General features: G+C 63.2%; 2 protein-coding genes. Both read left to right on the top strand.

Annotated elements, in window-relative coordinates; all coding sequences use genetic code 11:
* Positions 1–1,204: RtcB family protein (locus A1351_RS08215; RefSeq protein ID WP_064032737.1), on the top strand; the 1,204-nt coding region annotated here is incomplete at its 5' end.
* Positions 1,205–1,220: 16 nt separating this feature from the next.
* On the top strand, positions 1,221–1,513 hold a 293-nt coding region (locus tag A1351_RS08210; protein WP_210178250.1), incomplete at its 3' end, for an RNA 3'-terminal phosphate cyclase.

The following is a 1,513-nucleotide window of genomic DNA, read 5'->3' as shown; positions in this document are numbered from 1 at the left end:
CTTCGACGCCGCCAAGGCGAGCAAGGCGGCGCCGGTAAAAATGTGGACGCGCGGCGTGCCGGTGGACGACGCCTCCAAGGGCCAGCTGCTCAACACCGCTCGCATGCCGTTCATCTACAAATGGCTCGCTGTGATGCCCGACGTTCATTATGGCAAGGGCTCGACCATCGGCTCGGTGATCCCGACCAAGGGCGCGATCATTCCGGCGGCAGTCGGCGTCGATCTCGGCTGCGGCATGATGGCGGTCCGGACCTCCCTCTCGGCGTCGGATCTCCCCGACACGCTCGCGCCTCTGCGAGCGGCGTTGGAAAAGGCCGTGCCGCATGGACGCACTCTCGGCCGGGACAAGGGCTCCTGGAGTGACTTGCCGGCCGCGACGGCCGAGGCTTGGTCGGCGCTGGAAACGGGATTCACGCGCATCGTCGACAAGCATCCCAAGCTCGCCAAGGCCAACACCGCGAACCATCTCGGCACGCTCGGCACGGGTAATCACTTCATCGAGCTCTGTCTCGATGAGGAGGATCGCGTGTGGTTCATGCTGCATTCGGGCTCGCGCGGCGTGGGCAACGCCATCGGCTCTTATTTCATCGAGCGCGCCAGGGAAGACATGCGCCGCTACTTCATCAATATTCCGGACAAGGATCTCGCTTATCTGCCGGAGGGAACCGAAGGCTTCGACGATTATGTCGAGGCCGTCGAATGGGCGCAGTCTTTCGCCATGGCCAATCGCGAAGTGATGATGCGCCATGCGGTCGACGCCGCGCGCGAGGTGATCGCAAAGCCCTTCGAGGCGCATCTCGAGGCGGTGAACTGTCATCACAATTATGTCGCGCGTGAACATCACTTCGGCGAGGATGTGCTGATCACCCGCAAAGGCGCAGTGCGTGCGGCCGAGGGCGTGATTGGAATCATCCCCGGCTCCATGGGCGCGAAGTCCTTTATCGTGCGCGGCAAGGGCAATATGGAGAGCTTTTGCTCCTGCTCGCATGGCGCCGGACGCGTGATGTCGCGCACCGAAGCCAAGCGCCGCTTCACGGTCGAGGATCATGCGGCTGCGACTGCGGGCGTCGAATGTCGTAAGGACGCCGATGTGATCGACGAGACGCCGAAGGCTTACAAGGATATCGACGCCGTGATGGCGGCGCAGTCCGATCTCGTCGAAATCGTCCATACTCTGCGTCAGCTCGTTTGCGTGAAAGGGTGAGCGTGCCGAAATGATCATGATCGATGGCGCCCTCGGTGAAGGCGGCGGGCAGATCCTGCGCTCCGCTTTGAGCCTGTCGATGGCGACCGGGAAGCCCTTCGTCATCGACAGGATTCGCGCCGGTCGCCCGAAGCCGGGCTTGATGCGTCAGCATCTCTCCGCAGTGAAGGCGGCGAAGGAAATCTGCGGCGCGAAAACGACAGGCGACGACGTTGGGTCGACATGCCTCGCCTTCGAGCCCGGCGCCATGCGCGCAGGCGAGTATGTCTTCGACATAGGCTCGGCGGGCTCGACCAGTCTCGTGCTTCA

This window comes from Methylosinus sp. R-45379, assembly GCF_001644125.1.
Taxonomy (GTDB): Bacteria; Pseudomonadota; Alphaproteobacteria; order Rhizobiales; family Beijerinckiaceae; genus Methylosinus.
This window is presented reverse-complemented; position numbering and strand designations above follow the sequence as displayed.